Source organism: Streptomyces sp. ISL-99 (assembly GCF_018614005.1).
In the GTDB taxonomy this organism is placed as follows: Bacteria; Actinomycetota; Actinomycetes; order Streptomycetales; family Streptomycetaceae; genus Streptomyces; species Streptomyces flavidovirens.
The window spans coordinates 43826-69953 of record NZ_JAGGPC010000033.1; the positions used below are offsets into that span (position 1 = coordinate 43826).

The following is a 26128-nucleotide window of genomic DNA, read 5'->3' on the forward strand; positions in this document are numbered from 1 at the left end:
AAGGTCATGGCGGGGGTGACTAGGTGGACCGGTCGTGAAGCCGAGTTGCTGCGCATGGCCATGCGCAAGAAGCAGAAGGAGTTCGCCGACCTGGTCGGCGTGAATCCTCGCCAGATCCCCCGGTGGAAACGCCGGGGGGAGACCATCGAACTCGAACTCGACAACCAGGCGGCTCTGGATACGGTTCTCGCCCAGGCCCCGCCTGATGTTCAGCAGCGGTTCGCCGCGCTCATGACCGAACGTGCCGCTGTTGAGCACGACGAGCGCGCCGAGGAACTGCTGCGAAGGGACCCGAGCACCCGCCGACATCCGATCGACGGCAAGGTCATGGCTCTCGTCGAAGAGGGCATCTACCTTTCCGGCCCGGACAACCGCTCGGTGTGGCTGGAGCCGTTCCTCATCGACGTCTATCCGACGACCAACGAGGACTACGCGAAGTTCGTGCTGGCCACCAGGCATCGGCCGCCTCAACACTGGCCCGACGGTCACTGCCCCGTCACATTGGCCACGCATCCCGTGGTGTGGGTGACCTGGCACGATGCGACTGCGTACGCTCGCTGGGCCGGCAAGTCCCTGCCTACCGGGCGGCAGTGGGAGAAGGCGGCTCGCGGACCGCGGGGGCGCATCTACCCCTGGGGCAACGAACCTACAGCCGCGAAGGCGAACACGGCCGAGGGCGGCATTGACGCCACGACTCCGGTCTCCCGCTACCAGTCCGGCGCCAGCCCGTTCGGAATCTTCGACATGTGCGGCAACGTCTGGGAGTGGTGCTCCACGGAAGAGGAGCCCGGCAACGAGCGGTACCACCTGAAGGGCTCCGCGTTCACTTCCCCGTTTGAACGGGCGGCGCCGTTCCTGCTGAACGCCGCCGCCGCGTCGATGAAGGACAACGACACAGGGTTTCGCTGCGTCGCTGCCCCGTAGGACGTGGTCAGCACGCCTGATGCCGACGGCACGGGCCCTCATGCCAGCCCCTGTCCGGCCTCGGGGATCACCACGGCGACGAAGCCCTTGTGCTCGAACCAGTCGAGTTCCTGCCGGTACTCCTCGATGTGAGGACTGATGACGTCGGCCGTGACCACCACGACCCCGTCCGCGTACCCCGCGAGGATCTGCTGCCTTACACCGCACCAGCCGGGCCGCGCGGCAGGGGCACCGGCGCCGTGGTGGTCGACGTAGGACTGGCCAGCTCCCACCTGCCAACACTGTCGCACCGCGCAGGCCGTAGCCGCGTCGAAGGAGTGCCGGGGCTCTTGGCCACCAAAGGCCAGCGCGTACAGGCATACACGTGGCATCCGCCCGCGGTCACGAGCCCGGGCAACGATCCGCTCAAGGTTGTCTCGGCGCGCAGTCGCGAGGGAACCGTAGGCATCGGCCCTGCCGCGGAGCCTATCGGGGTTCAGCCACTCTTCGAGGTCACGCTCCCGGTCCATCCAGGAGGTCTGTGTCCTGCGGGCGGTGCTCTGGCGCATTGCGGGCCTCGGCTCTTGACGGGGTGTGGGGTGCTGGCGCGGCCCTACCTTCACGTGCCTTGGGCTGGCACGGGCCGCGCACGAGCTCGGGGGTGAACGCCCCCAGCGGCAGCCGACCGAACTTCCGGACCCGCTGCTGTAACTAGCTTGCTGCGCGCGCCAATTAACATTCAAGGGAATCCCCGAACGGGCACTAATTGGCATGTGCCACTTAGCGGGCAGGAGGTGTTGCAGAGGGGACGCGCCGTGCCAGACTCCGGACAGAGAACCCCTGTTGACTCACAGGCATCACGTTCTGGGGAGCAGGGGATTGGACTTGGTAGACAGAGCAGCGAGGTGAGGGGACAGGTGGCGGCACGACGGGGACCGACGTACCTGCGGGTCATGCTCGGCAAGGAGCTGCGCGAACTGCGCGAGCGGAAGAAGAAACAGGCTGAGGCGACGGCCGAGCCTGGCAGGGAGGTGGACTCCTACACCGCCGAAGCCGTCTCTACGAAGCTCGGTTTCTCCCGATCGAAGCTGAGTCGGGTGGAGGCCGGCGAGATCCCGCTCCCCAAGCTGGCGGACCTTGAAGCGCTGATGGACGAGTACGACGTCATAGAGCCCAACGACCGTGACGTCCTGCTCCAGATGCAGCGCGACTCGCTCAAGAGCGAGCCGTTGACGACCTTCCGAAATGTGCTTCCCTCTGGGATGCCCCGGTACCTCGGTCTTGAGCGTGAGTCGGTGCGTATCCGAGGCTTCGAGAACAACGTGGTGCACGGCTTGCTGCAAGACGAGAAGTACGCAAGCGCCCTGATGGGCTCCGCCAAGATCGTGGAGGAGCGCACGACTGACGCCGTCGAGCGCAGCGTGCAAGCCCGCATGGAACGCAAGACGCTGCTGGACAGCGGGCGCGAAGTGCACATCATCCTCACCGAGAACACGCTGCGCACGATGATCGGCAGCCCCGAGGTGATGCGCCGCCAGTACGCGGAGATCATCCGCCTCTGCGAGCAGGACAACGTAGAGGTGCAGATCATCCCCGAAGACCTGTCCACCTACCGCGCAGGGTTCTGCTTCACGGTGCTGGAGTTCGATGAGCTGGACGCGGTAGTCCAGAGCGACGGCTACAGATCAATCACCATGTGGTCGAAACCCTCCGATGTTGGGCAGTACCAGAGGCAGTTCGATGCCATGGTTAAGGCGGCGCCAGGACCCTCCCAGACGCCGTCAATCCTGATGGAACTCGACAAGAAACTGTGGAAATGACTGATCACACGAAGCCCGTTCCCTCTACGGAGTTCGCGCCGGAAGGATCGTGGTTCAAGTCTACGTACAGCGACCAGGGCGGTGGCAACTGCGTCGAGGTCGCTCATCGGGGCGATCTGATCGGAGTCCGTGACTCCAAGGACAAGCAGGGTCCGGCCCTGGCCCTTCCTCGCGACGCGTACGCGTCGTTCATCCGAACGGTGAAGGCTGGCGTCGTGGACTTCGAGCTGGTCGACTAGCGGCACGCTGGCGCCTGGGACCTGTACGAGAACGGCCCGCATCCCCCTGACCACAACAGGGGGATGCGGGCCGTTCTCGTACAGGTCCCAACAAGCCAGTGCCGCATTCGCTTACGGCAGACGACAAAGAGCCGCAAAGGACTGGAACACCTTCCGAGGCTATGCCAACGTACTACACCCCGGAGGGAAGCAGGCTCGTCAACGGCTCGCCGGGTGATATGGAGGGAGTCTGTTCTGTCGATCCGTGATCTTCGAACCGCTCAGGTGGCGTCCCCAATTCTATTTGCCTTCGGCGGACTTAACGCTTGGGTCGGCCAAACGGCAGGTGACTACCTTGCGGTCTCCGCCGGGCTCTGTGTCTGCGTCTGCGCGGCGGGCCTTTTCGGCGAAGATCTTTTGCAACAAGGCTAGCGTGGCGATCGTGTCGTCCGCGCGCACGTGGCACGGCATCCCGGCGCCACGCCCCGGCAAGTGGCACAGGCTCTCGGGATTCCCGAGCGCCGCGTCACGGCGAATTTCGACCGGCTTACGGACGACGGTCTGCTAGCGGTCGCCTCGGACAGCGCGCCTGGAGCCCCACGCTCGTACCTTCTTCTCCCCGTCGGCGGTGAGGAGAAGCAGCCATCGGGTACGTGATGCGGCGCGCAACATAGCCGACGATCGCCGGTTAGCCAAACCGGCGATCGTCGCGACCATTGAGGTGTTCGCTTTTCGGCTGCGCTTGGCGGTGGAGCCGTGGCGGACACAGGCAGCTTCGCGTTGGCAAGAGGAGGCGCGGGGCAGCTCTGCTGCGGCGCCTTTGCCGTAGGCAGCGAGTGCCGCCGGCAGGCGGCCGTCCTGGCGCAGACCGCGCGAGGGAGTGCTGCCGCCCCCTGTCACTCCTCGCTCCTCAGCAAGGAAACCCTGCCATGCGCCGATCCGCGATACCCCCTGCCCTTTTCCGCCCCGAGCTAACACCGAGCCCTGCCCTCGGCGTTTGCGAGGTGACGGCGTGGCGGTAGCGGTGCGGCCTGGGGCAAAGCTGACGGTCGATGACGTGTGTGACGAGCTGGGAATAGCCCGATCCACCTTCTACGACTGGCGGCAAAAGGGGCGAGGGCCGCGCTGTATCCGACTGCCTAACGGCAGTCTCCGGATACGGCGCAGTGATTTCGAAAACTGGCTTAGTGATTGTGAGGATGCCTCTTGATCGGTGGCACGTTTGACGTACGGATCTACAACATCGAGCGCCGGACGCGAGCGAACGGATACACCTACAAGGTGGTCTGGAAGGTCGACACAAAAAAGCACAGCAAGACCTACCCGACCAAGGCACTCGCGGATGCCCGGCGCTCCGACCTGTTGACCGCAGTCAAGCGTGGCGAGCCCTTCAGCACCGAGACCGGTATGCCGATCTCGTACTCCAGCAAGGCGGCCGGCACCAACTGGTACGACTTCGCCGTCGAGTTCGTCGACAAGACGTGGCCGCAATTCTCTGCTAACCAGCGGAAGAACGTGGCAAAGGCGATGACCCCCGCCACCATCGCCTTGCTCCGAACGCCCCCTAAGCAGTTCGATCCGGTCAAGGTGCGCACTGCGCTGCGCGAGTGGGCCTTCAACTCCAAGCGCCGGACCAACCCCGAAGAATCGATACCCGACGAGGTCCGCGTCATCCTCGACTGGGTCCAGCGCAACACGCTGTCGATGGCAGCTTGGGAACAGTCGGACCGGATCGACACGGTCGTCTCCGCTCTCGGCACCCTGCTGGACGGCACTGCGGCAGCGGCCAGCTCCGTGACCCGCAATCGGCGGATCATGAACCTGGCGATGGAGTATGCCGTTCGTCACGGCATACTGCGCCAGAACCCCCTGCCAAAGGGGAAGGGCAGTGGAGGCGGCGCACCCAAGGTCGCTCAGGCCATCGACAAGCGCTCGCTGCTGAACCCGGAGCAGGTCACCGCGCTCCTCGACTGGATTGGCAAGCGCCCTCGGCGGGGGCTCATCTACCGGGCCTTCTTCGCCACCCTGTGCTACGCCGGCCTTCGACCGGAGGAAGCCGTCGCGCTTCACGTGGCCGACGCCACGCTCCCCGAATCCGGCTGGGGCGAGTTCATCGTCCATAACGCCCGGCCGGAGGTCGGCAGCCAGTGGACCGACAGCGGCAAGCCCCACGATGACCGCGACCTGAAGGGGCGAGCCGAGGGCGACACCCGGACCGTGCCTATCCACCCAGACCTCGTTTCCTTCCTCCGCGAGATCATCGACCGCTACAAGCTCAAGCCGACCGACATCCTCTTCCCTGGGGAGAACGGCGGCATGCTTGCGGGCTCGGTGTTCCGACGAGTCTGGGAAAAAGCCCGAAAGGCTGTTCTCAAGCCACACGAGTTCCAGTCACCCGCAGGCAAGCGCGTGTATGACTGCCGCCACACCTGCCTCACGGCGTGGCTCAACAAGGGCATCCCCCCGGCCCAGGTCGCCGAATGGGCGGGGAACAGCGTGCCCGTGCTCCTCGCCATCTACGCGAGGTGCATCGCCGGCCAGCTGGCGAACTATCTGAAGCAGATCGAAGGCATCCGGTACGTCCCCGAGGCGGTGTAGCCGGACGCGATCGAGGGCGGTGCGGGACCCCAGGCAGATGGGGTCCCGCACCGCCCTTCGGCGTTAGTCGGCAGGGACCTTTCGGGTGCATTTGGATGGGGGAGGCTGGGGGACGCATGGGGGACAGACACCCGTAGAGGTCCAGTTTCAGCCGGTGCCAGCCGGACTCCCGCGCCTTCCGGCGAAGCGGCGTACGCTGGAAATCCGCGAGGGTCAGACATAGTCTGACCAGGCAAAACACGGCCCACCTGACGTGACGTCAGTGGCGCCCCCGGCAGGACTCGAACCTGCGGCCAAGCGCTTAGAAGGCGCCTGCTCTGTCCCTGGCTCCTCACTGCCCGGCGCTGGTGCAGCTGGCAGTACCCCAACGCGGTGCTTGATTGTGCTGATTCGCCGACGGCAGACACGTTGAGGGCGCAATTGACTGGAATGACGCGCCGAAGCAAGCAAACCTAGAACAGTCCGCAGCGGCGCGACTACGCGCTGCTTTCACGTGTGTGCGCCAGGGCATCGGGAGTATCGAGTCGGGCGCAACATAGCCGACGATCGCCGGTTAGCCAAACCGGCGTTTCTCCAGACCATTGAACTACCCGCTGATCTGCCGGGTGTGTTCCGTCGTTCCCGCAAAGGAGTTCAAAACTATGTCGGTCGAAGTCATGGAAGAAGAGTGGCTGTATTCCGAGGAGCAGGTTCGAGCGCTGCTTGAGTGGGTGCGTGGACGGGAGGGTGTTGAACGTTCGGTGTACCCCTTCGTGCGTGTTGTGGCCGAGCAGGCTCTGCGCCCGGGCGAAGCCCGTGAGCTGCGAGTGAGCGACGTGGTGCTCCCGGAGCGTGGCCTGGGCAAGCTGACCGTCCGCTACAGGGGGAAAGCGAGGGAGGTTCCCCTCCGCTCGCAGTCCGTCGAGTTTCTGCGGGCATGGATAAGCGAGGCCGGCCTGCGCGAGGGCGATCTCCTGTTTCCCGACCTGCGCGGACGTTCAGCCTCGACTCCCGTATACCAGCAGGTATGGGCGCAGGCCCAAGAGGCCGTTCTGCCGCGGGACGAGCGGTACTCGTGGCGCCTGGGGGAGCCCATCTCCATTCTCCGGGAGTCCTGCCTGGCGAAGTGGCTCGGGATGGGCATCTCACCCTTCACGGTTGCTGAGTTGGCCGGTGTGACTCCGAGTTGGCTGGCCCTGCGTTACCCGCACTGCTTCCGTGTGGAAGACGCAGAGATCGACTGGGACCGCCTGGAGGCCATCATGGGCCTTCCAGAGTCACTGAAGTCGTGAATTTCGCCCCGCGCTCTGGCTGAGGTCCAGAGCGCGGGGGCGCACGGGGCACAACCGCCCTCTTGGTATGAACTCCTGCGCGCGATGAAGCCGCCGTGTGACCAACCTCCGTTCGGCCGAGGCTCTCCCTACGCGTTTCACCCTCCGGACAGGGTGCTTGACCACCCCTTACACCGGTCGACGCTCTGATGGCCGTCTCGCTGGACGCCCAGCCCTTCCCCAGTACTTCGAGGCCCCCGCTATGTCTGTACGCCTGCTGTCCATACCCACCGTCGCCGCCGCCCTGGACGTCGACCGTCGAACCGTCTATCGCTTCATCGCAGCCGGCGACCTGCCTGTCGTCGACCTCCGTACCGGGTCAGGCCGCTCCCGTGTGCGGGTCCCAGCGGCCAGCCTTGATGAGTTCCTCAGCCGTCGTGCCGTTGTCATGCCGACAACTCGCCGCTGACCCCGATCATGGTGGCCCCGTCGTCGAACAAGGAGTAGAACCTGTACCTCCGCAAGTTGAAGTCCGGCAACTGGCAAGCGACCGTACGCAACCGGGCAGGAGACCGGTACAGCGAGTCGTTCCCCCTCAAGGCGCAGGCCCGCGCCTGGGGCACCGAGATGGAGACACAGTCCGCCCGCGGAGGCATCCGCGACCCACGCGCCGGCGAAATCACCTTCCGCGAGTGGCACGACCGCTGGTGGGACGCCCGCATCGTTGAGCCCCGTACTCTGCGCGGCGACGCCTCCACCATCAAAAACCATGTCATGCCCCACTGGGCGGACTGGGAGATGCGGGCCGTTACTCGCATGGACGTCCAGAGCTGGATCCGCTCCCTGGTGGAGAAGGGCGTGGGCGCTGCGGCGATCAAGCGAGCGTACAACCTGACCTCGTCCATCATGCGCGCGGCCGTGGATGACGATGTGATCGCGTTGAGCCCGTGCCGCCGCATCGACCTGCCTCAGATCGCCGTCAAACCGCCGCAGTGGTTCACGACCGACCAGGCGCAGAGCATCCTCGACGAGCTTCCCGCCCCCTGGAAGACGATGTGCCTACTGGGCGTCTACACCGGACTGCGCTGGGGCGAACTCTCCGGCCTTCACCGTCACCGCATCGACCAGCGTCGCTCGCGCCTCTTCGTGGTCGAGGTCAACACCAAGCGGGGCATCAAGGAGTATCCCAAGAGCTCCAGGAGCCGCCGGGAGGTCCCGCTCCCGGCCCATGTCCTGGAAGCACTTGAACGTCACATATACCGGCTCGACCGGGACGCCGTGGTGTTCACCACCGTCACCAAGGGCAGGGCGGGACGGCTCCTCGATGACGGTAACTGGCGCCGACAGACTTGGTGGCCAGCTGTCGAAGGAGCCCGCTACTTCGATGACGACGGCGAGCAGCAGCTCGTCCCGCACTATCCGCCCCACTCCATGCGCCACACCTGCGCCTCATGGCTGGTGCAGAAAGGAGTCTCCCTCTACGAGGTCCAGCACCTCCTCGGCCACGAGAGCTTCCAGACCACCCAGCGCTACGCCCACCTGCAGCCGGACGCGCACAAGGCCGTCCTCGGGGCCTGGGAGCGGATGGAAACCCCGCTCACGATCGCCGCGTAGACGTTGCTTCGCCCCTGTCCCGCTTGGACAGGGGCGAAGCCGTCTGCACGCGGAATAAGGTCACGATCACGAGTTCGAGTCGGGCGACTGTTCCTGGGGGAGCGCCCAGCGGCCGTCAGCGTCGAACGGCCACGGATAGGCGTAGGCGTCGACCTTTGCAACCTCGCGAAGAACCTCCCGTTTGGCCGGGGGGTCCGGCGGAGTAACAAGCGCGTGGGGCAGCGGGTCGAGCCGTGCGGCATACGCCTCCGCCCACTGCAGCCATTCCGCCTCGTCGGCCGGAAGCGGAGCGCTGTCGGTTCGAGCGCGGGTTGCCTGGCAGAAGGCGCGGATCTCGGCAGCCTGATTCCAAGCACTCACCTGTTCGGCGAGCACCTTCGCACGCTGCTGATCGATCTGCTGCTCACGCGTCTGTGCGATAGCCGCGTACCACCGGCGCCGCCGCTCGGCTTCGAGGAGTTCCTGCTCCCGGTCCCGGCGTTCGCCTTCAGCAGCGAGATGTTCGAGGTCCTGTAGGAAGAGACCCAGGCGCGACTCCAGCGTCCATCGCACCCCGTCGCTGTGCGCATACGAGTGCTGGTACCAGCTCTTGGCGGGTGCACCGAGGGCGAGGCGTCCGTTGAACTCCTCGTCGTACTTGGGAAGCCGGATCCAGGGATTGCGCTCCTTTTGACGTACCTCCTTCGGAGTCGGCTCGTGAGGGACTTTGGTCGTCCGTTCCGTGAGGACGAGGGGAAAGGCTCGGCCCCGGATCACGATCGCCAGTGTGTGTAGGGCCTCGCCGCGTTGGAGGTCGGTCTGAGGCTCAGCTGTGTAGCCGCGGTTCTCGGCTTCGGTCAGTAGCGCGTGCATGATCCGTAGGGCGCGGTCGGCAAGCGGACGCGACACATGCAATGGGATGGCCTCCGCTCTGCCGCGGGTGTCGACCGTGCCCTGGGAGCGGCCCATGGCTTTACGCGTCGCACGGACGAGAGGGTGCGGCCGATCCAGAACTTCCGGTACGTCGATGCTCGGCACCGGAGGAGGCTGTGCAGCCTTCTCGGCCTCTTCGTTGACCAGGGTGAAGACACAGTCGCCACGTTGACGACCGTTCCACCGCACCTTGTGACCTTCCGGAACGTGCCCGTGGTGGAGTGCGTCGTAATAGGCGGCCCGCCACCGCCCCCGGGTCCGAGGCGCAGGATCAGCAACCGTGATCGTCCCTGATGCCGATTGCAGTCGGGAGACCAGTTCAGCCCCGCCGGCCGGAGCGAGCGCGGCTTGAGCGCTGTCACCCTCCAGCCGCTCCTTATCCGCCTGGACCTGCCGGGGATGCTTGCCGTGCTTGAGGTAGTAGCGGCCGTCCGCAGTCACCACGGCGACGTGACCACTGCCGCGCCAAGTCCTCTTGATCAGCCCACGTTGCTCCAGCGCCCAGGCGACCTGTGTACGGCCGGGTGCGATACGCACGGCATCGGACACCGCCGCGATCTCGCGCAGCAAGTCAGCCTGCGGTGCAGACACCGCGTACTTCACCACTCCGGCTCCACTCGAGGATGCAGATGGGATTGTCAAGGTAGAGGAGAAGGGCGGCGATCGAGGTGTGTTGGCCCCTCAAATGAGTGGTGCCAAGGCTGAACTCGACCACGACCGGCGGCATCTGGTGTATAGCCCTACTGATCCTCCACAGGGCAGATTCGCCCGGAATTGGATGTTCGACATTGTCTTGATGCCCTGCACCCGCTACCGAGACGCCGCCCTCAGGCGCGGCACGAACGGCCCGGTCGAGCAGAAGAGCAGGGGCCGAGGGGACGTTCGTCATTCGTGGAGTCATCTATGCTCGCGCCCAGTTGATATGACCGGTTCGCTTCAGGGGGCGGAGAGCCGCATGGCAGATGAGATCAAGTACGAGTACAAGGTCGTGCAGACGGTTCGAGGCACCGACGGACTGGTGATCTCGAAGATGCAGAAGGACGGATGGGAGCTCGTGGAACAGCTCCCAGGCAGACTTCGCACCACCCTCAACTTCCGTCGGCCGAAGAGGCCACTGCCTTGGCGTCTGATCGGGGCAGGGGCTGCCGCCCTCGTGGTCTTGGCCGCCATCATCGGCATGGGCGTTGCGCTCGGCGACGGCGACGAGGAGAAGGGCGCGTCAGCCAGTTCGCCGGCCGCCAGTGAGAAGCCTTCCGCTACGCCGCCCGCAAACGAGCCGACCACCGCTGAGGTGATCACGGCGCAGAACAGTCCCGAGTTCGCCACGTTGTTGAAGGCGGATCCGTGTGGCGAAGCGAACGTGAACTTCGCAACCAAGCACGAGGGGCAGACGGTCGCCTTCGACGGGTCAATCAGGCACACGGCGGCCCACGCGGATGACCAGACCCGCTACGACTTCCTTCTCGGCCCGGGCGACAAGGGGCCGCAGACGACGGACGGCCCGAACTTCAAGTACGAGGACGTCAACACCGGCAACCTCCACCTGACCGGCAAGGAGGTCCCTGCCACCATTGCAGTTGGCGACAAGTTCCGCTTCATCGCCGAGGTGATCGAGTTCAACACGGCCCAGTGCCTATTCCGCCTCGCCCCGGTCTCGACGGAGACCCGGTAGCCGAGATGGCCAGCCTTCCCATCATGGAGGGAGCTGCCCAAGGGAACGGCCCCCTGCTCCATCCATTCGAGAGTTTCGCACTTTCCCACCAGCTTGCCAGACGGCAGCGCCATCCTTGACCCATGCTCGCATCCAGCCCTACCCAACGGCTCGCCGACCACGTTCGACATTCCCTTGGCAGCGGACCGTTTCTCCAACCCGGCGGATGGACCCACATGGGTGCTGTCATCTGCGACGTCAGCTTCCAGCCACGGTGCAACTACGAGAGGACTCTCCGACCGCGGCTCCTCCATTTGCAACTGAGCTGGGCTGATGCAAGAACAGTCCGCGGATTCCAGCGCCGGCTCGTCACGGAAGACCTCGCCGTGGCCATGAAGTTCAACCACGCACAGAAGGTCGCGACGGCTCACGCCATCACCGACCTCCTCGCTGCCGACGGGGTCGATACCCGCGAGGACCTCCACGCCTGGCTCGATCATCAGGCCAATCGCGCCGCTCTGCGCACGGTGAAGGGAGTGGGGCCGAAGAGCATCGACTACATAGGCAATCTCGTCGGCCGTTCGCACGTCGCCGTCGACGTACACCTGCGTGCCTTCGCCGGGGATGCTGGTGTTCCGGACCTCCCATACGACCAGTTACGCGCCGTGTATGAGGAAGCCGCCGCGCTTCTCGGGCACGACAAAGGCCGGCTGGAGCATGCCGTTTGGCGGCATAAGTCGAAGGCCACGTAGCCAGCCAGCGGGCTGGCCGTTGTAGGTGCGGTTGCAGCAGGCTGATCTGCTCGCCGAGTTCGTGGACCTTGTCTCCGGTTTGCCCCCTTCCACCAGTTAGCGAAGATCCTGCGGTGGCACCATCGAGGCCAGGCGGAACTCTCCTGTGGCTGGGGAGAGTGCCGTGATCCGTGCATGGGCTCATCCTGTTCGATTCGTTCTGCGGCTGAAAGTCGCGCACGACCCGCCCGTTCCCGGCGGACAAGGGCTCCCCGGAGCAGTCGAGCCGGGCCCCGTGGACGGGCGTTCAGTCGAGTGGACTGGACGCCCGTCCACGGCCATAGCCTGGGTCGGGGCGAATGTCAGCAGCGGAATCCGTGGGTCGTGCTTCGGGGCTCGACGTCGGTGTAAGGCTTGAACCACTCGTCCCACAGGTCCTCTTCGGACACGTCTGCCTCCAGGAAGTCGTGCGCCCTGTCGCTGACGTCGAGCAGCCCGCTCTCATTAGCGAGGAACTCCCAGTCATGGTCGAACCGAGAGGCCGGAAGAGTTTGGTAGACCTCGTCCGCGCAGACGGATTCGATATTGAACCCGCCGATGCTGTTCACGGCATGGCCGAATAGCACGCTCTCGGCCAGGCAGTGGGGTACCGGGATGCCACCGGCGAGTAGATCGGCCGAGAGGTCGTCGTACGCGCGAGCGCAGTGAAGTAGGAACCAGTTCGACTGGGCCTCCGCGCTGACCGGAACGCTGTCTTCCCAGAAGTCGGGGTCATAAGCGGCGAGGTACGTCTTGTCCGCAAGGTCCCTCAGCTGCCGATGGAGAACGAATGCGGTCCTGGGCGTTACACCAACGCCGCTGCAGTCCTCGCAACCGCGCCCCCGGGGGGACGAGTCGCAGACAGCGCAGCTTGCGCAGTCCTCGTCCACAGTGCAGTCGCAGTTCGGGCAGCTCCCGCAGTCGGTAGCGCTGAAAAGCGAGAATGCGGCGGCGTTGCGCTGTCCCAGACTCTCCATAACGGCCCGCGCGGTTCTGCGCGCAGCCTGGGCCCGTGGGGCGTCACCATTTGCGTCCTCGATCTCCTCCGCGATGTCAGTGATTGCCCTCCTGAGGGGGCCAGGCAGGGAAGCCGAACACCGGTGAACCTTCGCGAGGGCGCCTGCTCCTCCCTGGAGAGCCGCATTGAGTGTGAGGGTGAGCAGCTGGGATTCGTCGCGATCCTCGAACGTCCCGATCTTCGAGAGCTCCGGTCCGCGGGGTGTCCCGAGCATGCTGAACAGGATGGCGCCGTTGCCCTTGGGCTGGGTCAGGAAGAAGAGATGCGACGGTACGGAACGTGCCGGCATGGCTGAGCCTCCGAGTGGTGCGCGCGGGCATCGAGTGCGGGCACGGCAGGGAACACCGCCGCAGGCTCGTGCCTACTACGTGAAAGATGAGGTGAGAGACAAGCCGGTGGTCCGGGTGCGTCCGCAGACTCCTTGGCAAAAGCGCAGCTGGTGATCTGGCCACGAGCGAGACCCCGTTGCTGGCACGCGGAAGCCTGCCATAGAAGTGGCCGGGAATGCCAGTGATTCCTAATGTGGTCTGTCAAGCCGCGCGTGCGGTGGGTGGCGTGACTTCATAGGTCCGTCCATCCCGCAGGAAAGCGTAGGGAGCCTTTTCCACCCTCACGTTGAGGCGTAGTGAAGGACGAGGACGGCCTTCACGAAGTCGGTGCCCCGGTTGGTGCCGCAGCGGAGCTTCCGCAGGAGGCGCCAGCCCTTCAAGACGGCCATGGCCTGCTCGCCGACGCCCCCGATCTTGGCGTGGCTGTTGTTGCGCCGTCGCTTCCAGCGCTTGAGCCGACGGCCCCGGAAGGGGACTCGGATGTGCCGTCCGGCGTCTTGGTACGCCTTGTCCGCCCAGCACTTCAGTCCCGCGGCGGCGAGTGCGTCGACGATCCCGCGTTAGCGGGCAGCGGTCAGGTCTTGGGTGGAGCCGGGCAGGGCCGGGGAAGCCCACAGCAGTCGGCCGAATGTGAGGACCTGAACGTTCATGCCGTGCCGTTTGTGTTTGCCCGAGTAGTACGAGGTTTCGACGGTGATCTTGTCGATGGGCAGCAGTGTGCCGTCCAGGATGACGCACGCCTTGGGAGTGGTGGTCTTCACGGCCTCGGCCAGGGTCGGGGCGCGGGCGGCCAGGACCTCGATGGCCTCACGCCGGACCGCGCCCGCGACCTGACCGGTTGCTTCGGGATGCCCAACTGCCCAGTCGTATCGCAGTGGTGGCGCGCCGACAGAAGCAGGATATAACCTCCTCTCCAATCCAGAGAATAGGAGTCGCAGTGGCGACGCGGGTTGACTTTAATTTCGGTGACGACGGAAGCCAGGAGAGCGTCGTGATCTCCTCCGACCAGCTCGCCCGAGTGGTGCGCGCCGCACTGCAAGACAAGGTGCTGCTGTCGGAGCAGGCCGCGCCTCATGACCTGTGGCGGGACATCGAAGCCGTGACCAGACTGCTGGAGGGCCTGGAGGATTGGCGGGAGAGGGCCATCGTGGCGGTCGACGAAAGCGGCACCGTGGACCGGAACGCCCTCGGCATCGCCGCGAGCATGGGCGCGGCAAAGCTGTACGACCTGCTGGAACGGCACGGCCGACCACGCAATCAGACACGGCTGACCCAGGTGGATGTGCTAGAGAGCCGGGTGACCAGCGAGGACGGAGAGTGGGACCCGGCCCGCGTCGTCGCCACCATGAACAGCTACGGCTGGGAGACCGACGACAAGCGCGCCCGCGCACTGCTGCGGGCGCTGACCAAGCAGGAGGTGCTGGAAAAGATTCCGAACCGAGGCGGACGCGCCGTCTACCAGGTCGTCAGCCCTCGCGACTGGCTGTACTGCCTGGACCCGGAGCGCGACACGATCGAGAACGGCCCCTCCACCCCAGCGCGGGTCGCGAGGCTGGCGCGCGAAGACTCCGGTCCGACCGAGTGGTGGCTCGGGAAGCCGCTGAAGCGGATGAGGGACGGCGACCGGCTGTGGATCTACTTCGGCGGGGTCGAAGGAAAGATCGCGGCGATGGCGCATGTGAAGTCGTCGCCGCGACCGGCGCCGATCGGTTCGCAAAAGCCGTACGAGTTCGACGCCGAACTGGACCTGAAGGCGACCACGGCTCTGTCCAAGTCGCCGGTACGGCTTGAGGAGATGGATCAGAGGCACCCGCAGGCATGCGGGGAGATGCGAGCGGCGGACGTGAAGCTGGCCGAAGCGCGTGCAAACCTCTGACCGCCCTTCCCGCTGGGCGCGCACCGCATCGCCGTGCGTGCTCAGCTCTTGAGGGCTCGCTCGATCCGCTCGAAGTTCTCAGGGCTGAAGTTGCCCCGGCTGATCTGCACGCTCCGGTTTTGTTTCGGCGTCACCACATTCGGATACGACGCCAGCTCCGGCACGGCGATTTTCCAGGTGGCCGCGATGCGCCCGAGGACGATCACCGCGTCACGGGACATGGCGCGGCGCACCAGGTAGAAGGCGAAGGACTGGGAGGGCAGTGTGTACGGGATCGGCCGCCACGATTGCGAATGGTAGCCGTGGAACTGCACGGCAAGGATCTGCCGGGCGAGTTCGTCGTGACTGTGCCCCTGCTTCGTCAGGCCGTTCAGGGTCCGGGACCACCACCGGAGTCCTGGATGGTCCTTGTCGGGGAGCGTCAGGAAGTGGTTGGGGGTCCCGCCGGCGTTCGCGATATGTTGCAGCGTTCGCTCGGTCACGCCGGGCCAGGCGTAGGCGGCCGGGTCTGCGTCGCTCACACCTGGGTTGGCCAGCAGCATGACCAGGGGTGCGTCGTGGAGGCCGATGAACGGTTCCGGCGGGAGTGTCAGGTTGAGCCGGTACGGCGCGTGCGTGGGGTGGACTTGGGTGTCGGCGAGGGCTTGCAAGTGCGGCAGGTCTTCGGGGACCGCGTACGGTGCGTTCCTGGTCGTGCGGGTCCACGGATTGAGCACCTGATCCCCCGCTATACGCGTCGTCATGGCATGCAAGCCTACGAGCATCCTGCGAGCGGACCGTCACCGTGCCGACCAGCCATCGGCGCAGGGAGCCCTTCCCATCTTGATCAGGTGGCGAGTTCGAGGGCGACGACGGCACGGACAGCGCTGTGATCCGGGGCAGCAGAGTTTCTTCAGGAGCCGCCGAGACTTGAGGATGCCACGGCGCGTTCGCCGAGGCTGCGGATCCTGGCTTGATCGCGATTGTGGCAGGCATGTGAGGCCGTCGAACGTCTTGTCGTGCTAGGCGAGTGGCGGCTGGGCGATGCGCAAGCCGGTCCCGGTGCCGTGAGTCGCCCGTCGGCGTGGGCGGGCTGTCCGTTGCAGTTGGGGCAACTCCTCAGAAGAGTGTCGAAGATCGGGCTAACATGCGGCGGTGATTCGACAGGGAGCGGGGAGCCAGAGCGGTCAGGTTCGAGGGAAGAAACAGGAGCTGTGGCAGCACTTCGAGCAAGAAGTCGCCGAACTCGTCGAGAGCCTCGATTCAGGCGCCACTGTTGAACCAGACGCCCACTTGACCGGCTTGGTCAGCGGGGCCACGCGACAACTCGACGCCTTGGTGCGCGGGCAGGTTGTCGGCCAGGACATCACGATTGCTATCGAAGCCAAGCGATACAAGCGGCCGGTAAGCATCGGGACCATTGACGAGTTCGTTGGCAAACTGCTCGACGTCGGCTGTGACCGCGGAGTGCTCTACGCCGCGGGTGGTTTCTCCGAAGCTGCTCTGTCCCGGGCAAGCAATGCGCGGAATCCCGGGATCGGGTGCGTGCACCTTGCTCCGCGCGCAGACGGAGCCCTGATGCTTTCCTGTACGGGGCTGGGCCCGGTCGAGCTGGCGTTCGAGGAGCATCTGGATCGGATCGTCGGAGTCCACCGGACTCAGGAATACGATGTATGGCTGCGCAGCGGAGTAGCCAATCTGTACCGCCACTAGGCTGCGCCGCGCTTCATCGGCCCTGATCCAACCCGCCTGCTTGACGCTCGCCCACTACGTATCCGCGAACCCTTGCGGATCGCAGCTGCGTATCGCCCCCCCATACAGCAGTTGGTTGGCGGGTGCACCGCGGACTCGCGGATTTCCTAGCGCCCCCGTATTGGTTGACCCGGCGGCAGGAGGTGCCCGCTGTCGCCAGGGCAAGACCTACCGGTCCCCGACCGCGCCGGTTTTGCGGGACCCCTGGATGCGGTGAGCCGTGTCCATCTTCGCGAGCGGGCGGCCGTCGCTCTCCGCGTTCCGCAAGGCTTCCAACGTCGCCTTCGCTTGGATCCCGTAGGGGGTCATGATGCCGGTGTCCTTGCCCTCGCGAGGTGGTAGTCCACCAATGCCCTGGCGATCAATATTCCGAGGGCTCGTGCAGGGGGGGCCTAACCGTGGCAACCTGTTCCGTCCCGAGGAGGAGGAATGGACTGTTGGTCATGACGCTCGTTTGACGCTCTGGGCGCCAGCTCGCGGTACCGCGAGCCATAAAAGGGGCTCTGAACTGGGCTTTTCCGAGACTCTCCCAGGCCGACATCTTTCCGATGACCTCGCACGTGGAGTGTGTGGCGATTCTGGAGCCTGCGGCAAAGAGTGTCTGACCTGGGTTTTCGTCTGATGGTGAAGTGTCTTCACCTGATTCCAGGTAGCCGTCGAGTGGAAGTGCGTGCTGAGGGGGTGTTTCTCCGCGCCGGGGCCGGTGACCTGCTGATCTATCGATCGGGTGCGGTGGGACAGGGCAGGATGGCGCATATGTCGGCTGGTATCGGTCGCGTCGTCTCGACGCTCATTTGACGCTGAACCTGATGGTCGGTCAGGCAGCTGTTGTGCCGGGCCCCGCCGCAGCGGACGCGACCGGCGGCGCCGTCGCGGCGGGGCCCGTATCGGTATCCAGCGCGCTGCCCAGTTCGCGAGAAGCCTCCGCCTGGGTCAGCAGTTCCTGGGCCTTGGCCCGCACTCCCTCAATGGCGTTGGCGCCGGCGACGAAGCGCAGCAGCGGCTCGTCCTGGTCAGTGATGGTGAGCAGGGCGCGGGCGAGCTTGGCGGGGTCGCCGGGCTGCTGGCCGTTCATGCTCTTCCAGGCTTCGATGGTCGCGATGGTGCGCTCGCGTAGTCGTCGATGGTCGGCTCGGGCCAGGTGGTAGAGGCGTCCACGAGCAGCTCGGTGCGGAAGAAGCCAGGTTCCAGGACCGTGGTGTGGATGCCATAGGGCTCCACTTCGTAGCGCGGCGATTCCATCCAGCCCTCCAGGCCGAACTTGGAGGCGGCGTAGGCGACGCAGAACTCCTGCCTGAGGGTTCGCAACTTCGTCGGTCTTGGGCTGTGCACCGTGCTACCCGACCTCAGGGGCGGTGCTTAGTCCGTCCGCACCGGCCCAGGCGCGGGTAGTCCACTCATGGCGCGGGAGCTTGAGCAGTTGAGGGGCACGGTGAGCGCCATCGACCGCCCGCCAGTGTCGTGGAAGCGGCCGACTGGGGTCAGGTGAGTGGTGGCGAGGCGGGCAGGTGCTGGTCGGCGGCCTGCCCTACCAGGCGTGGTTCCAGCGGCAGCGGTCGACTGCTCTCCGACCACCTTCCCGTTGGACGACCGACGGGCCCGGACTGTCTACGGGGTGTGCGCGGTCGCTACGGTCGTACTCTCGGTTACCGCGGCGTGACCAGTGACCGGCGCGTTAAGCGGCTGCTCCTGACGGTAGGCCGATCGTCTACATGCGCGCCCGCGCCCCGCGCGACTGACGTCACGCAGAGCCGGCGCCGGAGGAACCCGCCCCGCGCGGAGGCGACTTCGTGGAAGCGACTTCACACGGGGCGGGCTTAGCCCACCGTGGTCATGCGCCGCAGACCGGCGTACTCCAGCGCCGCGTAGACGGTCACGATCAGCGCGCCGATCAGCATGAAGACGGTGCCGAAGCCGGTGAGCGGCACCATGCCGCCGAAGGCCAGCACGATACTGGCGACGGCGGACAGCGCGTTCACCGCGATCACCGCCCACACGAGCCCGGGCGGGATCACCGGATACCCCGAGACGAGGGCGAGTGCCGCCGCCCCGCCGAGCTGATAGATCCCGAACCCGACGGAGAACGGCACCGGCATCCCGGTGGCGGAACCGAGCGGCCCGGCGGCCGCGATCAGCACGACCCCCATCACGGCGGTACTGACACTGTCGACGCGCAGCACCAGGCGCAGCAGTCGGGCCGTGTCGCGCGAGGGTGCCGCCGTGTCGGTCGTGGCCAGGGTATGCGTCATCTCAGGACTCCTTCTCGCCGTCGGGGGGTGATCCCACCGTGACACGCACCAGGTCGCGGACTCCATGACCTCTGAGGTCATGGCACTGCTCACGACGGCGGATACGGTGGAAGCATGGAGACGGAAGACCTGCCCCGCGTCGGGGTGTTACTGCGGGACTGGCGGCAGCGCAAGAAGCTCAGCCAGCTGGATCTCGCCCTGAAGGCGGAGACCTCGACCCGGCATCTGTCCTGTGTGGAGACCGGCCGCGCCCGGCCCAGCCGGGAGATGGTGCTCCGGCTCGCCGAACACCTCGACGTGCCCCTGCGCGACCGCAACGGCCTGCTGCTGGCCGCCGGCTACGCCCCCGCCTACCGGGAGAGCCCCCTGGGCAGCGACCGGATGGCCATGGTGCGTACGGCGCTGAAGACCATGCTGGCAGGCCACGACCCCTACCCGGCCGCCGCGATCGACCGGATCTGGGACGTCGTCGACTGCAATCGGGCCATGTCCGTGCTGCTCAACATGGTTCCGCCGCACCTGACGGACTCGGGCGCGAACGTCATGCGGCTGATCCTGCACCCCGACGGCCTGGCGTCCCGGTGCCTGAACTTCGCCGAGGTCCGCGCCCACGCCCTCGGCCGCCTCCTGCACCAGGTCAACGCCACCGGCCACCGCGATCTGCGCGAGCTGTACGACGAGGTCTCCGCCTATCCGGCTCCGCCGGGCCTCGACCTCGCGCCCGGCCCGGTGGACCCGATGGGCTTCGTGGTCCCGCTGAGGGTCCGCACGCCGTACGGGGACATGTCCCTCTTCAGCGTGATCGCGACCTTCGGCGCCCCCGCGGACGTGACACTCTCCGAGCTCGCGGTGGAGACGTTCTTCCCGATGGACGAGGCGACGGATGCGCTTCTGCGCGACCTGGCCACGGCGGGCGGCACGAATCCGGACGCCTAGGATCTCCTGCCGACCCCGCCGCTCAACGAGGTTGGCACAGTGCCCTCCCTACTACCGGAAATACTGCGCCGTGGGATTGGGGACGCCTCACGGTACGCCGTGGACGCACTGGGGCTTGGAACCTGTGGCAGGGACACCGAGTTGAATCAAGACGGTCATGCGACGCGGCGTGATGATAACCAAGGCGGTGGGGCTGTGTTCAGGCTCGGGTCCCAATCGCCATGCTCGTACGGGAACAGCTCGGCCAGCAGGTCCACTACCCCGCAGAGTTCACCGAGGGACATGGCGCCGCTGGGTCGATGGACGCTGTTCCCTGGCCCGCGCCGCGCGGGTGGTGAAAGACCGCAAGCCGTATTCAACGGCCTTGCATCTTGCCTCGTCCTGGCCGTGAGCGCCAAGGCGGGACTCGATGCATGACTGACGTGAGCATCACCGCAGCCCAAGCGACGGGCACCGACTTCGGGGCGTGGCCCGGGAGCCCGCGGCCTCCGGCGCGCCCGGCGGTTTGGTGCTGTGGCTCGTGGATGCGCGGAGCCGGCGGGAGGGCGCTGCTGCCCTGGCCCTCATGTCCCGGACCGGAGGAGTGTCGGCGTCCCGCGGCCTTCCGCCATACCAGGGACGAGCGCTGCTACGTCACGGCGCACGTGGCGCTGCGGTGCTGGTCGGCAAGCACCTGAAAAGTCCCTGCCGAAGTGGTCCGGTGAGTCCGGCAGCCCAGTCCCACCTGCGGGACCGCAGCGTCGAGGGCGTTTCCAGGGAGTACGGGAACGCGGTTCCAGCTCCGGACGGTGACCGCCGCGCGGTCCCCGTACGCAGGTTTGTGACGTGGGCTGACGCTTGTGACGCTCGTTTGACGCACAGGCGCTCGCAGCGCTCCCTCGAGCTGCCCGAATACTTTCGCTGACCTGGTGATTCGTTCCCCGCCCGTCATTGACACATCTTTCCGATGACGTCGCACGTGGAGTGCGTCGCGATTCTCGAGCCGATCGCAAAGGGCGTCTGACCGGTCATTTTGCGGCCAGCGCGACCGGCGCGAACTGGCAGCAGTTGGGCGGTGCCGGACGCTTGCCCCGCCCCCGCCGGGGTCTCGCGCACGTCCGGCAGCGCCGCTGCGGCCGTCGTTCCTCCAACCCGTGTGACCGGCGGGCTGCTCGGCGGAGGTCATGGCCGTCTCGCTGGCCGGACGCCGTTCGTGGAGCCGTTGGGCGCGGGGGTTACGGTGAGGGCTCTTCGGAGGGATGCCCTGACACGCAAGTCCGCGCCCGCGCCGGTGGTGTTCGGCGGGGGCGCTGCTGCAGGCGCGCGCCGTGGGACCCTGCGCCTGCCCCCGTCAACCGTTGGAGGGCAACCCGTCAGGGGTTCGCTGGGGTGTCCAGCCGCGTTGGCTGTAAGAGAGGATGCCGGTGAGGGAGATCCTCAGCAGGGCCCGCAGTTCGACGTGCAGCGGCGCCCTTTCGTCGGTGGCCTGGGTCCATCGGTAGAGAAGACCCAGATAGGCGTCCCGCAGCATGTTGCCCGCCATCACCGGGTCGATGTCGAGGGCGATGTCGCCGCGCGTCTGGCCCATTGAGATGACCTTGGTGAAGACGTGGCCCGCGTAATCCGGCTCCTCGAGCAGTGGCTGGCCGGACTTGACCCAGGCGGTGAGCATGACGCGTGTGAGGTCGTGCTCCGCCTCGTTGAAATCGGCCAGGGCGGCCATGCACCGTTCCAGCTGGAGGGTGGCATCGTCGCCCTCGCGCGTGAGCGAGTCCTCCATGAACACCTGCAGCTTGTCCCGGCGCTGCTCAGCCCACGTGATGACGAGGTCTTCCTTGCGATGGAAATGGTTGAAGAACGTCCCACGGGCGACATCGGCCCGCTCCGTGATCTGGTCGATCGTGGTGCGCTCGTATCCTTGCTCCGCGAAGAGCTCCAGAGCCGACGAGTACAGGCGGTCGTGGACGCGCTGCCTGCTTCGTTCACGCCTGGTGGGCGGACGCACTTCCTGAGAATCCTCAACCGTCATCGGCTCTCTCTTTCTCTCGGCCCCGTCGAGACGTCCCGCGAACTGTCCGGAACAGGCGAGCGTGCTCAGCCGTCGCGCCGGTTCCAGCCCACGGCGACACATTCCTGTACCATAGTTCATTAATGGATTGCGGTGCCAGATTGCGTGGCGCAGGCATGCAGATGCATGGACGCGCAGGCGAAGCGGCCGCAACGCGCTATGGGCGGTGCGGCCGCTTCGAGACCGGGGATCAGCAGATGTCGGCGGCGATGCTGCCCGCGCTCTCGTCGCCGAGCAGACGACTGGCTGGGATCTCCACGCCAAGGTCCTGGCGCAGTGTGTGTCGCAGCTGGATCGCCATGAGCGAGTCGAGGCCCAGGTCCCGCAGCGGACGCCGCGGGTCCACCCGGTCAACGGTCGTTCCGAGCACCCTCGCGGTGTGGATGAAGAGTCTGCTCGCGGGCGACTGGGCGACATCGGACTCGACGCCCGCCGGCTCTTGCTCGCGCCCCGGCGACCGAAGCAGCTTCATGCCCCGGAAGTCTGCGAGGACGCGCCCGTCCGGCGAGGTGAGGACGATGTCGCAGCGTGCGCGGTCCCGGCCGGGACCCGGGGTGAAGCGGGCCATGCTCCAGTACTCCTCGCCGGGCGCATCGGCCAGGAGGACGCTCTCGAAGGAGACGGGCACATACGCGCACGTGGCGTCGTCCGCGGCGGTGGAGTGCGGCCATGCCCCGATCATCGCAAAGAGACCGGCCTCCAGAGCGCCGCTCGCGGAGGACGAGGGCGCCCGCACGCGTGCCACCGCCTCGCCGTCCCGCCGCCACAACTGCTGGATCACACGCAGTGCGGGCGCGACGGTGTACCCCCGGGCCTCGGCCCCGCGGTAGAACTTACCGACCGGCACATACTCGCCGCACCGGACCAGCGCGTCGTCCAGCCGGGCGCCGTCGGCCGGCCGGACGTCACCGTCCCACCGGGCGATCGACGAGCTCTCCACCGGTACCGCCCCGGCCAGCGCCGTGCCCGCCACGCATGGGACGGCTCCGCCCGACCGGCTGGAGACCGCCTCGACGGTGAAGGTGAACTCCGCCTCCACGTCCGCCGGGTCCACGCGGATCCTCACGCTCGTTTCCCGCGCGTCGGCCAACAACGGCAGCGCGTCGCCCATGCGGACATCCCGCAGCGTGATCGCCCCTCCGCCCACGAGGTCCCGCACCGCCTCGGCGACCGCCTGGAGGTACACCGCCGGAGGCACGGGGGACAGGCCGCGCACCGACACGCCCGTGTCCAGTCCCTCGATATCCAGACGGGACAGGCGGACGCGGCGTTCATAGAGCCGTGGCCGAGCCATCACCGGCTCGGGGGCGGCGCCGTGGCTGTGGTCGGGTTCGGCGCGGAACTCCTCCGTGGCCCACGGATACAGCGGCAGGGGTACCCGGGAGACGTCGCCGACGCCGTACCAGCGCTTCCAGTCGACCCCGGCTCCCAGCGAGAACACCCGGCCGACACTGCGCGCGGTCGCCACCCGCTCGCCGTGGTGCCGTGTCAGCGTGGTCGCCGCCTTCGGGGACACACCCGCCGCGGCCTGGACGTCCGACACCGCCTGGGCGAGCAGCGGATGCGGACTGACCTCCACGAAGACCACGTCCCGCGCCTCGGTGATCCGCCGCACGGACTCGGCGAAGCGCACCGGCTGACGGAGGTTGTCGACCCAGTAGTCCGCGTCGAGGTCCGCGCCCCGCACGGGAGCGCACCGGACGGTGGAGAACATTTCCTTGTGCGGCACAGCCGGGCGCACGTCCGCCAGCCGCGCCAGCAGGTCCTGGCGTATCCCGTCCATCACGGGGGAGTGGGAGGCGACGTTGACCTTGACCGTGCGGCAGAGGACACCACGCCGCTCCAGTTCGCCGGCGATCTCGTCGAGCACCGTGACCTCACCGGCCAGCACGGTGGCGCACGGGGAGTTCTCCACCGCTACGCAGACGTCTTCGCCGTACGCCGAGAGGAGCTCGCGGGCCTCGGCGGCGGAGAGCTCCGTGGCCAGCATGGCCCCCCGTCCCGCCAGCCGCTGCATCAACCCACTGCGGCGGCAGATCACCCGGGCCGCGTCGCGCACGGACAGAGCGCCGGCCACGCACGCGGCCGCGACCTCCCCCATGCTGTGGCCGACGCACAGGTCCGGTTCCACCCCCATGCCGCGCCAGTGCGCGGCGAGCGCGACCTCCATGGCCCAGAGCACCGGCTGCACCACGTCCACGGCGTCGGGCATCTCCCCGCGGTCCTCCAGCAGCAGGTCCACGACCGACCAGCCGAGCTCCTCGCGCACCGCCGCATCGCACTCCAGCATCGCCGTGCGGAAGGCGTCGGACGTCGCCAGGAGCTCCCGGCCCATGCCGCGCCACTGCGAGCCCTGACCGGGGAAGACGAAGGCCACTTCCCGCGGGCCGTCGAAGCCCGCCTCGTGCATCCCGCCGTCGGGCGTCGTCCCACCGGCCGTCAGGACGCGCAGCACACCTGCCAGATCGTCGTGGGAGCCGCCGACGGCCCACAGACGGAACGGATGCGCGTCCCGGCCCGTCGCCGCAGAGCGGCAGATGTCGCGCAGGCTGTGGTCCCGGCCGCCGCCCCCCGGTTCCAGGTGAGCGGTGTACCGGGAGGCCAGGCGGCGCAGAGCCGCGGGGGAGCGGGCGCTGAGCACGAGCAGGTGCGCGCCGCGGCTGTCGGCCGGCTCCGGTGCCGGGTCCGCCACCGGCGCCGGTGCGAGCGCTGCCGCCGACTTCGGCGACTGTTCCGGTTCGGGTACCCGTGCCGGTGCTGGTGTGGAGGGTCCCGGGCGTGAGGTCGGCCCGGGGACGTACTCGCCTATCACCACATGGGCGTTCGTGCCCGATAGGCCGAAGGAGCTCACTCCCAGCACGGCGCGCTCGCCCCGTGGGCGCAGCGGCGTGTTGCGGTCCACCACGGTGACGGGGAAACCCGGCTCCGAGAGCTGACGCCGGGGTGACGTCAGGTGGAGCGAGGCGGGCACGGTGCGGTGCTTGGCCACGAGCACCGTCTTGATGAAGCCGGCGATGCCGGCGGCGGCCTCGGCGTGGCCGATGTTGGTCTTCACCGACCCCACCATCAGCGGCACCCCGGTCCCTCCCTCCGACCGCAATGCCTCGGCCAGCGCACGCAGTTCCACACCGTCACCCACGGTCGTACCCGTGCCGTGCGCCTCCACATAGTCCACCTGTGACGGCTTCACCCCCGCGCTGCGCCAGGCGGCGCGCAGCATCGCGGCCTGCCCCGACACCGCGGGCTGCAGCAGCAGCCCGCTGCCGTCACCGTCATTGGTGACCGCGCTACCCAGGAGGAGGGCGTGCACCGGGTCGCCGTCGGCGAGGGCGTCGGGCAGCCGCTTCAGGAGCACCGCCCCCACGCCCTCGCTGCGTACGAAGCCGTCGGCGGAGCTGTCGCCGAACTTGCAACGGCCGTCCGGCGAGAGCATCCGTCCTTGGGAGTAGGCGATCGCGTCCGTGGGGGAGAGGACCACGTTGACCCCGGCGGCGATCGCCAGATCGCACTCCCCGGTCAGCAGGCTCTGGCGTGCGGTGTGCACGGCGACCAGGGAGGACGAGCAGGCGGTGTCCAGCACGAGGCTGGGGCCCCGCAGGTCGAAGGCGTGAGAGACGCGCCCGGCGGTGACGGCGCGCAGTCTGCTGCCCGCCATGGCGCGGACGTCCGCCGTGGCCAACCGCCCCGTCGTGTCTCCGTAGTCGGCGGTCGCCTGTCCTACGAACACTCCGGCGCCGCTGCCCCGGAGGGAGGAGGGAGGGATGCCGGCGTCCTCGAACGCCTCCCACACGACCTGGAGGAGGAGGCGCTGTTGCGGGTCCATGGCGCGCGCCTCGCGCGGTGATATCCCGAAGAAGGCAGTGTCGAAGGCGTACAGGCCGTCCAGGAAGCCGCCGTGATGGGAGATCAGCTTGCCCGGAGTGCCGGGCTCCGCGTTGTAGTGGCCGGCGACGTCGAACCTGTCCCGCGGCACCTCCACGACGGCATCGGTGTTGCCTTCGAGCAGTTTCCAGTACTCACCCACCCCTGCTGCCTCGGGGAACCTGCACCCCATGCCGATGATCGCGATCGGGCCAACAGTGTTCACTCAAGCGCCTTCCTTCCGGTCCAGTGGTCCAAAAGTACACTCAAGGACAATCTTGTTCTGGAGTCCTTTAGGTGAAGATGCCGTTAAAGACGTGTCACGTCACGTGACGCGCCCTCAAT

Annotated in this window: 24 protein-coding genes and 1 pseudogene; 14 read left to right on the plus strand and 11 right to left on the minus strand. The window is 67.0% G+C overall.

Features of this window, described 5'->3' with window-relative positions; genetic code table 11:
- The first annotated feature begins 6 nt into the window (after positions 1–6).
- On the plus strand, positions 7–924 hold the full coding sequence (locus J7E91_RS20895; RefSeq protein WP_214907005.1) for an SUMF1/EgtB/PvdO family nonheme iron enzyme: 918 nt from the start codon (positions 7–9) through the stop codon (positions 922–924).
- Between the two features lie 38 nt (positions 925–962).
- Here the strand turns inward: J7E91_RS20895 and J7E91_RS36120 are convergent, their stop codons facing one another.
- Positions 963–1196 (minus strand): hypothetical protein, encoded by a 234-nt coding sequence (locus J7E91_RS36120; protein ID WP_251016015.1) that lies wholly within the window; start codon positions 1194–1196, stop codon positions 963–965.
- 660 nt (positions 1197–1856) lie between these two features.
- Here J7E91_RS36120 and J7E91_RS20905 point away from each other — a divergent pair.
- From J7E91_RS20905 to J7E91_RS20940, 8 genes are all read left to right on the plus strand, one after another.
- Positions 1857–2723, plus strand: a complete 867-nt coding sequence (locus tag J7E91_RS20905) for a helix-turn-helix transcriptional regulator (protein WP_214907009.1) — start codon at positions 1857–1859, stop codon at positions 2721–2723.
- Positions 2720–2962 (plus strand): DUF397 domain-containing protein, encoded by a 243-nt coding sequence (locus J7E91_RS20910; RefSeq protein ID WP_214907010.1) that lies wholly within the window; start codon positions 2720–2722, stop codon positions 2960–2962. Before J7E91_RS20905 ends, J7E91_RS20910 begins: the two co-directional genes overlap by 4 nt.
- A gap of 438 nt (positions 2963–3400) precedes the next feature.
- Positions 3401–3598, plus strand: a complete 198-nt coding sequence (locus J7E91_RS36125) for a helix-turn-helix domain-containing protein (RefSeq protein ID WP_308376843.1) — start codon at positions 3401–3403, stop codon at positions 3596–3598.
- Positions 3599–3965: 367 nt separating this feature from the next.
- Positions 3966–4151 carry a helix-turn-helix domain-containing protein gene (locus J7E91_RS20920; protein WP_359388241.1) on the plus strand — a complete coding sequence of 62 codons (186 nt, stop codon included), beginning with the start codon at positions 3966–3968 and terminating at the stop codon, positions 4149–4151.
- On the plus strand, positions 4148–5539 hold the full coding sequence (locus tag J7E91_RS20925) for a tyrosine-type recombinase/integrase (protein ID WP_251016017.1): 1392 nt from the start codon (positions 4148–4150) through the stop codon (positions 5537–5539). The genes J7E91_RS20920 and J7E91_RS20925 overlap by 4 nt, the downstream gene beginning before the upstream one ends.
- A 641-nt stretch (positions 5540–6180) precedes the next feature.
- On the plus strand, positions 6181–6810 hold the full coding sequence (locus J7E91_RS20930; protein ID WP_214907013.1) for a site-specific integrase: 630 nt from the start codon (positions 6181–6183) through the stop codon (positions 6808–6810).
- A 241-nt stretch (positions 6811–7051) separates the two neighbouring features.
- Entirely contained in the window at positions 7052–7258 is a 207-nt protein-coding gene (locus tag J7E91_RS20935; RefSeq protein WP_214907015.1) for a helix-turn-helix domain-containing protein, read from the plus strand.
- A 56-nt stretch (positions 7259–7314) separates the two neighbouring features.
- A complete protein-coding gene (locus tag J7E91_RS20940; RefSeq protein WP_214907016.1) occupies positions 7315–8403 on the plus strand; it encodes a tyrosine-type recombinase/integrase in 1089 nt (362 codons plus the stop codon).
- A gap of 66 nt (positions 8404–8469) precedes the next feature.
- Here J7E91_RS20940 and J7E91_RS20945 read toward each other — a convergent pair whose 3' ends face one another.
- Complete coding sequence (locus tag J7E91_RS20945; protein WP_308376846.1) at positions 8470–9918, minus strand: hypothetical protein; 1449 nt, start codon at positions 9916–9918, stop codon at positions 8470–8472.
- Between the two features lie 352 nt (positions 9919–10270).
- Between J7E91_RS20945 and J7E91_RS20950 the strand changes: the two genes are divergently transcribed.
- Together J7E91_RS20950 and J7E91_RS20955 are read left to right on the plus strand one after the other, a co-directional pair.
- Positions 10271–10987, plus strand: a complete 717-nt coding sequence (locus J7E91_RS20950; protein ID WP_214907018.1) for a DUF4839 domain-containing protein — start codon at positions 10271–10273, stop codon at positions 10985–10987.
- 365 nt (positions 10988–11352) lie between these two features.
- Positions 11353–11718 (plus strand): hypothetical protein, encoded by a 366-nt coding sequence (locus J7E91_RS20955; RefSeq protein WP_214907020.1) that lies wholly within the window; start codon positions 11353–11355, stop codon positions 11716–11718.
- Between the two features lie 341 nt (positions 11719–12059).
- Here J7E91_RS20955 and J7E91_RS20960 read toward each other — a convergent pair whose 3' ends face one another.
- Together J7E91_RS20960 and J7E91_RS20965 are read right to left on the minus strand one after the other, a co-directional pair.
- Complete coding sequence (locus tag J7E91_RS20960) at positions 12060–13043, minus strand: hypothetical protein (RefSeq protein ID WP_214907023.1); 984 nt, start codon at positions 13041–13043, stop codon at positions 12060–12062.
- Positions 13044–13364: 321 nt separating this feature from the next.
- Positions 13365–13892: pseudogene (locus J7E91_RS20965) on the minus strand (transposase family protein); the annotation flags it as partial.
- A 128-nt stretch (positions 13893–14020) separates the two neighbouring features.
- Between J7E91_RS20965 and J7E91_RS20970 the strand changes: the two are divergent.
- On the plus strand, positions 14021–14959 hold the full coding sequence (locus J7E91_RS20970; RefSeq protein ID WP_214907031.1) for a hypothetical protein: 939 nt from the start codon (positions 14021–14023) through the stop codon (positions 14957–14959).
- A gap of 41 nt (positions 14960–15000) precedes the next feature.
- Here the strand turns inward: J7E91_RS20970 and J7E91_RS20975 are convergent, their stop codons facing one another.
- A complete protein-coding gene (locus J7E91_RS20975; protein WP_251016018.1) occupies positions 15001–15702 on the minus strand; it encodes a hypothetical protein in 702 nt (233 codons plus the stop codon).
- A 391-nt stretch (positions 15703–16093) separates the two neighbouring features.
- Here J7E91_RS20975 and J7E91_RS20980 point away from each other — a divergent pair, with 391 nt between their 5' ends.
- A complete protein-coding gene (locus tag J7E91_RS20980) occupies positions 16094–16651 on the plus strand; it encodes a restriction endonuclease (RefSeq protein WP_214907035.1) in 558 nt (185 codons plus the stop codon).
- Positions 16652–16858: 207 nt separating this feature from the next.
- On the opposite strand, the gene J7E91_RS20985 is transcribed toward J7E91_RS20980, so the two are convergent.
- The 4 genes from J7E91_RS20985 to J7E91_RS20995 all read right to left on the minus strand — a co-directional run bounded on the left by J7E91_RS20985 (position 16859) and on the right by J7E91_RS20995 (position 18939).
- Entirely contained in the window at positions 16859–16999 is a 141-nt protein-coding gene (locus J7E91_RS20985) for a hypothetical protein (RefSeq protein ID WP_214907037.1), read from the minus strand.
- A gap of 508 nt (positions 17000–17507) precedes the next feature.
- Positions 17508–17765, minus strand: a complete 258-nt coding sequence (locus tag J7E91_RS37065) for a hypothetical protein (RefSeq protein ID WP_308376847.1) — start codon at positions 17763–17765, stop codon at positions 17508–17510.
- Positions 17762–17998, minus strand: coding sequence for an SDR family NAD(P)-dependent oxidoreductase (locus J7E91_RS37070; RefSeq protein ID WP_308376848.1), 237 nt, complete (start codon positions 17996–17998; stop codon positions 17762–17764). The genes J7E91_RS37065 and J7E91_RS37070 overlap by 4 nt, the downstream gene beginning before the upstream one ends.
- A 509-nt stretch (positions 17999–18507) precedes the next feature.
- Positions 18508–18939 (minus strand): hypothetical protein, encoded by a 432-nt coding sequence (locus J7E91_RS20995; RefSeq protein WP_214907040.1) that lies wholly within the window; start codon positions 18937–18939, stop codon positions 18508–18510.
- Positions 18940–19053: 114 nt separating this feature from the next.
- Between J7E91_RS20995 and J7E91_RS21000 the strand changes: the two genes are divergently transcribed.
- Positions 19054–19875, plus strand: coding sequence for a helix-turn-helix domain-containing protein (locus tag J7E91_RS21000; RefSeq protein WP_214907042.1), 822 nt, complete (start codon positions 19054–19056; stop codon positions 19873–19875).
- A gap of 1330 nt (positions 19876–21205) precedes the next feature.
- Here the strand turns inward: J7E91_RS21000 and J7E91_RS21005 are convergent.
- Both J7E91_RS21005 and J7E91_RS37075 read right to left on the minus strand, forming a co-directional pair.
- Positions 21206–21883 (minus strand): TetR/AcrR family transcriptional regulator, encoded by a 678-nt coding sequence (locus tag J7E91_RS21005; RefSeq protein WP_214907044.1) that lies wholly within the window; start codon positions 21881–21883, stop codon positions 21206–21208.
- A gap of 229 nt (positions 21884–22112) precedes the next feature.
- On the minus strand, positions 22113–26009 hold the full coding sequence (locus J7E91_RS37075; RefSeq protein ID WP_214907045.1) for a type I polyketide synthase: 3897 nt from the start codon (positions 26007–26009) through the stop codon (positions 22113–22115).
- Between the last annotated feature and the right edge of the window lie 119 nt (positions 26010–26128).

What these genes read in the sequence shown, in the direction of transcription:
- J7E91_RS20895 (WP_214907005.1), top strand. Translation starts at nt 7, where the DNA reads ATGGCGGGGGTGACTAGGTGGACCGGTCGTGAAGCCGAGTTGCTGCGC.
- J7E91_RS20905 (WP_214907009.1), top strand. Translation starts at nt 1,857, where the DNA reads ATGCTCGGCAAGGAGCTGCGCGAACTGCGCGAGCGGAAGAAGAAACAG.
- J7E91_RS20910 (WP_214907010.1), top strand. Translation starts at nt 2,720, where the DNA reads ATGACTGATCACACGAAGCCCGTTCCCTCTACGGAGTTCGCGCCGGAA.
- J7E91_RS20930 (WP_214907013.1), top strand. Translation starts at nt 6,181, where the DNA reads ATGTCGGTCGAAGTCATGGAAGAAGAGTGGCTGTATTCCGAGGAGCAG.
- J7E91_RS20935 (WP_214907015.1), top strand. Translation starts at nt 7,052, where the DNA reads ATGTCTGTACGCCTGCTGTCCATACCCACCGTCGCCGCCGCCCTGGAC.
- J7E91_RS20950 (WP_214907018.1), top strand. Translation starts at nt 10,271, where the DNA reads ATGGCAGATGAGATCAAGTACGAGTACAAGGTCGTGCAGACGGTTCGA.
- J7E91_RS20960 (WP_214907023.1), bottom strand. Translation starts at nt 13,043, where the DNA reads ATGCCGGCACGTTCCGTACCGTCGCATCTCTTCTTCCTGACCCAGCCC.
- J7E91_RS20975 (WP_251016018.1), bottom strand. Translation starts at nt 15,702, where the DNA reads ATGACGACGCGTATAGCGGGGGATCAGGTGCTCAATCCGTGGACCCGC.
- J7E91_RS20985 (WP_214907037.1), bottom strand. Translation starts at nt 16,999, where the DNA reads ATGACCCCCTACGGGATCCAAGCGAAGGCGACGTTGGAAGCCTTGCGG.
- J7E91_RS37065 (WP_308376847.1), bottom strand. Translation starts at nt 17,765, where the DNA reads ATGAACGGCCAGCAGCCCGGCGACCCCGCCAAGCTCGCCCGCGCCCTG.
- J7E91_RS20995 (WP_214907040.1), bottom strand. Translation starts at nt 18,939, where the DNA reads ATGACGCATACCCTGGCCACGACCGACACGGCGGCACCCTCGCGCGAC.
- J7E91_RS21000 (WP_214907042.1), top strand. Translation starts at nt 19,054, where the DNA reads ATGGAGACGGAAGACCTGCCCCGCGTCGGGGTGTTACTGCGGGACTGG.
- J7E91_RS21005 (WP_214907044.1), bottom strand. Translation starts at nt 21,883, where the DNA reads ATGACGGTTGAGGATTCTCAGGAAGTGCGTCCGCCCACCAGGCGTGAA.